Origin of the sequence: Streptomyces sp. SID11385, from assembly GCF_010548245.1 — a bacterium.
GTDB lineage: Bacteria > Actinomycetota > Actinomycetes > Streptomycetales > Streptomycetaceae > Streptomyces.
In genome coordinates, this window is sequence record NZ_JAAGLR010000816.1 from 1 (window position 1) to 5,798 (window position 5,798).

Here is a 5,798-nt window from a genome sequence, read left to right on the forward strand (position 1 = left end):
TGGCGGCTGACGGGGATGAAGCCCTGTCGCTTCCAGCCGCCGCCTCTGGGTTCAGGTTCCGTCATGCTTCCTCATCGTCGCCGGACGTGCCCCGTGCTCAGGCCGTCACACCCCAGGGTCCCCCGTTCACCGCACGGTGTGGGGGCGAATGAGGGATTCGCGCGCGTTGCGCCCCTCCGCGCGCTCCCCCTTCCGGGCACACTGCGCGGGCGCCGCCCCCGGGAGCCGCCCCTCCGTGGTCGTCGGGGCGCGGGTGGACGGACGCCCGCCCCGGCCGCGACGCCGGTCCGGTCCCGCCGCGTCGCGTCGCGGCGGACGCCCCCGTGCGGGCGTCTTCGCGTGGGCCGATCGGGTGTCATGCGGGGCCGCGGGCGCAACTCCGGGCGGGGTGGGGCGGTTGGGGTGGCTGGTGATCCTGTCTCGGGGTCCGCTTTCCGAAAGGGGACAGTCATGAAGAAGCTGTGGGCCGCCGCCGCGGTCGCCGTCACGGTCGCGGGTGCGGGTGCCGCTCCCGCCATGGCGCTGGCCGACGACGGTGGTACGACCTCCGTCTCGGGCAACGGCGCCCAGCAGGCGTACGGCAACCAGGCGACGTACGGGAACATGAGCCCCCAGCTCGCGCTCGTCCAGGGCTCGCTCAACAAGCCCTGCATCGGCCTGCCCGCCAAGGTCAACGCCGGTTCGCTCGTCGGCCTCGTGCCGATCGCGGTCCAGGACATCAACGTCCTGTCCTCGCCGCAGAACCAGCAGTGCACCGAGAACTCCACCCAGGCCAAGGGCGACGAGCCGCTCTCCCACATCCTGGACGACATCCCGGTCCTCTCGGGCAACGGCGCCGCCAACGGCTGACCGCCGCCCCGGACGGGATCGACGAGGGCCCGCCCTCCCCACGCACACGCGCGGGAGGGCGGGCCCTCGCCTGTTCCCCGCCTTGTTCCCGGGCCCGGTTCCCGGCCTCGTTACCCGGCCCCGTCCGCCTCCCCGGCTCCCGTCTCCCGCCTCTTCCCGCTCCCTGTGACGTGCGGGACTGGCGGGATCTTTTCCGCCGGGCCGTCCGTTGGGAAGGGTGCCGGGGCACGACTGGTAGCTTCTACAGCACTGTAGAAGTACGGGGGTCCAGTGGGGCTGCCCGTGGTCGGTTCGTCGTACCCGGCGGGCCGGATTTACGAGAGACGGAGTTCTCATGGCGCTCTGGGATCGCATCAAGGATTCCGCGCAGACGATGCAGGGACAGCTCGTCGCGAAGAAGAACGACCTCAAGAGCGGCGCCTTCCGCGACGCGAGCATGGCGATGTGCGCGCTCGTGGCGGCGGCCGACGGCAGCGTCGACCCCTCCGAGCGGCAGCGCGTCGCGCAGCTCATCACCTCCAACGAGGTCCTCCAGAACTTCCCCGCCGACGATCTGCGCCGCCGCTTCGAGGCCAACCTCGACAAGCTCACGAGCGACTTCGCCTTCGGCAAGGTCGGCATCCTCCAGGAGATCGCCAAGGCCAAGAAGAAGCCCGCCGAGGCGCGCGCGGTCATCCAGATCGGCATCGTCATCGGCGGCGCCGACGGCGACTTCGACAAGGACGAGCAGGGCGTCGTGCGCGAGGCGTGCTTCGCGCTGGGCCTGCCGCCGCACGAGTTCGACCTCTGAGAACTCGGACGCTCGGGTTCCCGGGCACTCGGGTACTCCGACGCTCGGGCAGGAGCCTCCGGTACGGGCCGGGGGCCGGGCCGCCGTCACGGCGCACCCGGCCCCCGGCCCGTACTCGTTTCTGCCGCCCGCGCCCCGCTCAGACGTTGACGCCGAAGTCCGAGGCGATGCCCGCGAGCCCGGAGGCGTAGCCCTGGCCGACCGCGCGGAACTTCCACTCCGTGCCGTGCCGGTAGACCTCGCCGAAGACCATCGCCGTCTCGGTCGAGGCGTCCTCGGAGAGGTCGTATCGCGCCAGTTCGGCGCCGCCCTCGCGGTTGACGACGCGGATGAAGGCGTTGCGGACCTGGCCGAAGCTCTGGCCGCGCGACTCCGCCTCGTGGATCGAGACCGGGAAGACGATCTTGTCGACCTCGGCGGGGACCTGGGAGAGGTCGATCTCGATCGACTCGTCGTCGCCCTCGCCCTCGCCCGTCAGGTTGTCGCCGGTGTGGCGCACGGAACCGTCCGGGCTGGTCAGGTTGTTGTAGAAGACGAAGTGCGCGTCCGAGACGACCTTCCCGGCCGCCGAGCACAGCAGCGCGCTCGCGTCGAGGTCGTAGTCGCTGCCCGTCGTGGTCCGGACGTCCCAGCCCAGGCCGACCGTGATCGACGTGAGCCCGGGGGCCTCCTTCGACAGCGAGACGTTGCCGCCCTTGGCCAGCGTGACTCCCATGGTGTTCGCTCCTTGGTCTCGGGGGTGCTGCCGGATATGACGCGTTACCGAAGCTACAGGATGCTCTACAGGGTTGTAGAAGTTGAGGGGCGGGACCGGACCCTCCGGTCTCGGTACGATCGGGGCCCGGGGTGAGCGGGCGGGTGCGAGGAGGTGCGGGCGTGAGCGGGACCGAGCGGAACGGCGGCCGACGGCGTGGACAGGGCGAACTGGAGGCCAGGGTGCTCGCCGTGCTCCACTCCGCCCCCGGACCCGTACCCGCCGGGTGGGTGCGCGAACACGTCGGCGCGGAACTCGCGTACACGACCGTCATGACGATCCTGACGCGGCTCCGCTCCAAGGACGCCGTGACCAGGGAACGCCGGGGTCGCTCCTTCCTGTGGAGCGCCGTCGCCGACGAGGCGGGGCTCGCGGCGCTGCGGATGCGGCGGCTCCTCGACGGCGAGCACGACCGCGACGCGGTCCTCACGAGCTTCGTCACCTCGCTCTCGGCGGAGGACGAACGGCTCGTGCGCGAACTGCTCGCGGGCGGCGCGCCGGACGGCGGCGCGGGCGGCGGGCCGCGGGGGCCGCTCGCGGGTGGCGGGGCCGGGGGCTCCGGAGAGGGCTGAGGTACGTGGAGTACGTCGTCTTCCTGCCGTTCGTCGTCCCGCTGACCGCGCTGCCGGTCGGCCGCCTCGCCGTGCGCCACCTCCACCCGCGCACCGCGACGCTCCTCCTCACCGCGCTCGCCGTCGTGCTCGCCCTGTGCAGCACCGTGTGCCTCGGCCTCTTCGGCGTCGTCGGCACGGCCCGCATCCCGCACAACCCCCTCCCGGACGCCTGGGCCGACCCGGAGGTACGGGCCGCGGTGCCGTGGGACGAGGTCACGGGCTTCACCTCGCTGGCCGCGCTGCTCGCGGCACTCGTGGCCTGCGTACGGACGGGGACGCGGCACCGGACGGCACGGGTCGCGGCGCGCCGCGCGGCCTCGGCGCTGCGGGACGGGGACGGCGTGGCCGTCCTGCCCGACCCGGCCCCGTACGCGTACGCCCTGCCGGGCCGCCCCCCGCTCGTCGTCGTCTCACGCGGCATGCGGGAGTGCCTGACGGAGCGCGAGTACGGGGCGCTGCTCGCCCACGAGCGCGCGCACCTCGCCGGCCGCCACCACGGACTGCTGCTCCTCGCCCGCCTCGCGGCCTGCGCGAACCCGCTGCTGCGGCCCCTGGTGGGGGCGCTCACCTACGGCGCCGAACGATGGGCGGACGAGGAGGCGGCGCGCATCGTGGGGGACCGGCGGGTGACGGCACGGGCGGTGGGACGCGCGGCACTCTCCTCCTCCGGCCTCCTCGGCACGGACCTCCTCCCGGCCTTCGCCTCTCCCGGCCCGGTGCCCCGCCGCGTGGCGGCGCTGCTCGCCCCGGCCCCGGCGGCGCGGTGGACCGGGGCGCTGTCGGGGCCGGTGGGCTGGGCGGCGCTGATGGCGGCCGGCGGAGTCCTCGTCTCAGCGGCCTCCTCCTTCAACGCGGCGGTGACGGTGGTGGGGGTGTGGCGGGGAGCGGGGGTGGTGTGAGGTGGGGGCGCGAGGGTGACCTGGACGCCGGGAACGGGGCGGCCCGTCGCGGTGGGGCGTCGGTAGCGGTCGAGCGCGCCCGTAGCGGGCCGCCTCACTTCGCGTCCGCGTAGCACTCCACGATCGCCGTGGTGAAGGGGACGCGGAGGGGGAGGGTGCCGAAGCAGACGCGGGTGGCCTCCTCGGCGGCGTTCGCGATGAGGGCGGGGATGTCCGGGGCCTCCGACGCGGGGGCGTGGACGATGACCTCGTCGTGCTGGAAGAAGACCAACTCCGCTGCCCGGGAGTTGAGTTCGCGGCGCAGGGCGGCGAGGAGGAGCAGGGTCCAGTCCGCTGCCGCGCCCTGGACCACGAAGTTGCGGGTGAAGCGGCCCCGGGCGCGGGAGGCGGAGGGGGAGGGGGCGGGCTCGTCCTCCTGCGGGATGCCGGCCTCCTCCGGGGCCTCGCCGCCCAGGGGCGGGCACGTGCGGCCCAGCCATGTGCGGACGAGGCGGCCCTCCTCGCCGGCGCGGGCGGCCTCGTCCACGTAGGCGACCGCCTTCGGGAAGCGGCGGCGCAGTGCCGCGAGGTTCTTCAGGCCGTCGCCGGAGGTCTGGCCGTAGATCGCGCCGAGCACGGCGATCTTGGCGCGGTCGCGGTCGCCCGCGAAGGCGCGGTCCGAGACGGCCGCGTAGAGGTCGTCCGCCTTCGCGGCCACGTCCAGGAGCGCCGGATCGCCCGCGACGGCGGCGAGGATGCGCGGCTCCATCTGGGCCGCGTCCGCCACCACGAGGCGCCAGCCCGGGTCGGCGACGACCGCGCCGCGCACCACCTTGGGGATCTGGAGCGCGCCGCCCCCGGCCGTCGTCCACCGCCCCGAGACCGCGCCGCCCACCACGTACCGGGGGCGGAAACGGCCCGCGCGCACCCAGTCCGCGAGCCAGCTCCAGCCGTGCGCCGTCCACACGCGGTACAGCTTCTTGTACGTCAGCAGCGGGGCGACCGCCGGGTGGTCGACCTTCGCCAGCTCCCAGCGCCGCGTCGAGGTGAGTTTCACGCCCGACTCGGCGAAGGCGCGCAGCACCTCGGCGGGCAGGTCGGGGCGGACGCGTTTGCCGAACGCGCGGGAGACCTCCTCCGCCAGCTCCGCGAGCCGGCGCGGCTCGCCGCCGCCCGCGTACCGCTCGCCGAGCAGGTCGCGCAGGAGTTCCCTGTGCCGCTCCGCGCTCCAGGGCAGGCCCGTCGCGTTCAGCTCGGCGGCGACGAGCGTCGCCGCCGACTCCGTGCCGGTGAGGAGCGTGAAGCGGCCGGGGTGGGTCGTCCTCGTGTGGCGGCGGAGCTGGTCCGCGTAGACCTCCGCGACCGCCTCGGGCGGGAGCGGGGCGGGGCGCGGGTCGAAGAGAGAGGACTGCGCCTCGGGCTCCGCCGAGGGGCCCGGCGGGTCCTCGGGGACGGGGGCGTCGTGGAGGCGGGCCCACGCGGCGGCGAGCGAGCGCGGCTGCCCGTACCTGCCCTCGTGGCCGAGCAGGAGCGTCTCGGCGGCCTCGATGTCGTAGCAGCGCTCGACGCGGACCCCGGCGGCGAGCAACGCCGGGTACACCTGCGGCGTCGCGCGCCAGACCCAGCGGCCCACGCCTGGCCTCGCGCGCACCGCCGTCGCCGCGTCCGGCTCGGTGACGGGCGGCGCCGCGAGCGCGCCCTCGGGGGTGAGCGGGGCGACGCGCACGGCCGGGCCCTCCGCGTCGGCGGAGGTGAGCAGCCAGCGGGCGGCGGGATCGGTCACGTGTACGAGTCTGGCAGGGGGGACTGACAACGGGCGGGGGGCTCGCGGGGGGCGGGTGGGCCGCGGCTTTCTCGCACGCTCCTCGCGACAGACCCCACCCTCCCAAAGGGGAGGTGGGCCACCCGCTGCC

The 5,798-nt window shown here is 74.7% G+C and carries 6 protein-coding genes; 4 read left to right on the plus strand and 2 right to left on the minus strand.

All coding sequences use genetic code 11. The features are described 5' to 3' along the window. Positions 1 to 450: 450 nt before the first annotated feature. Positions 451 to 849: a rodlin gene (locus G3I42_RS24665; RefSeq protein WP_164289399.1), complete on the plus strand. Its 399-nt coding sequence runs from the start codon at positions 451 to 453 to the stop codon at positions 847 to 849. Positions 850 to 1,183: 334 nt separating this feature from the next. Further along, entirely contained in the window at positions 1,184 to 1,639 is a 456-nt protein-coding gene (locus G3I42_RS24670; protein ID WP_164289401.1) for a TerB family tellurite resistance protein, read from the plus strand. Between the two features lie 139 nt (positions 1,640 to 1,778). On the opposite strand, the gene G3I42_RS24675 is transcribed toward G3I42_RS24670, so the two are convergent. Further along, complete coding sequence (locus G3I42_RS24675) at positions 1,779 to 2,354, minus strand: TerD family protein (protein ID WP_164289403.1); 576 nt, start codon at positions 2,352 to 2,354, stop codon at positions 1,779 to 1,781. Positions 2,355 to 2,515: 161 nt separating this feature from the next. Here G3I42_RS24675 and G3I42_RS24680 point away from each other — a divergent pair, with 161 nt between their 5' ends. Together G3I42_RS24680 and G3I42_RS24685 are read left to right on the plus strand one after the other, a co-directional pair. Continuing rightward, positions 2,516 to 2,965, plus strand: a complete 450-nt coding sequence (locus G3I42_RS24680) for a BlaI/MecI/CopY family transcriptional regulator (protein WP_164289405.1) — start codon at positions 2,516 to 2,518, stop codon at positions 2,963 to 2,965. A gap of 5 nt (positions 2,966 to 2,970) precedes the next feature. Next, positions 2,971 to 3,906 (plus strand): M56 family metallopeptidase, encoded by a 936-nt coding sequence (locus G3I42_RS24685; RefSeq protein ID WP_164289406.1) that lies wholly within the window; start codon positions 2,971 to 2,973, stop codon positions 3,904 to 3,906. A gap of 94 nt (positions 3,907 to 4,000) precedes the next feature. Here G3I42_RS24685 and G3I42_RS24690 read toward each other — a convergent pair whose 3' ends face one another. After that, a complete protein-coding gene (locus tag G3I42_RS24690) occupies positions 4,001 to 5,668 on the minus strand; it encodes a bifunctional 3'-5' exonuclease/DNA polymerase (RefSeq protein ID WP_164289408.1) in 1,668 nt (555 codons plus the stop codon). Between the last annotated feature and the right edge of the window lie 130 nt (positions 5,669 to 5,798).

Excerpts from the sequence above, each read along its gene's own strand:
- G3I42_RS24665 (WP_164289399.1), top strand. The coding sequence starts at position 451 with ATGAAGAAGCTGTGGGCCGCCGCCGCGGTCGCCGTCACGGTCGCGGGT.
- G3I42_RS24670 (WP_164289401.1), top strand. The coding sequence starts at position 1,184 with ATGGCGCTCTGGGATCGCATCAAGGATTCCGCGCAGACGATGCAGGGA.
- G3I42_RS24675 (WP_164289403.1), bottom strand. The coding sequence starts at position 2,354 with ATGGGAGTCACGCTGGCCAAGGGCGGCAACGTCTCGCTGTCGAAGGAG.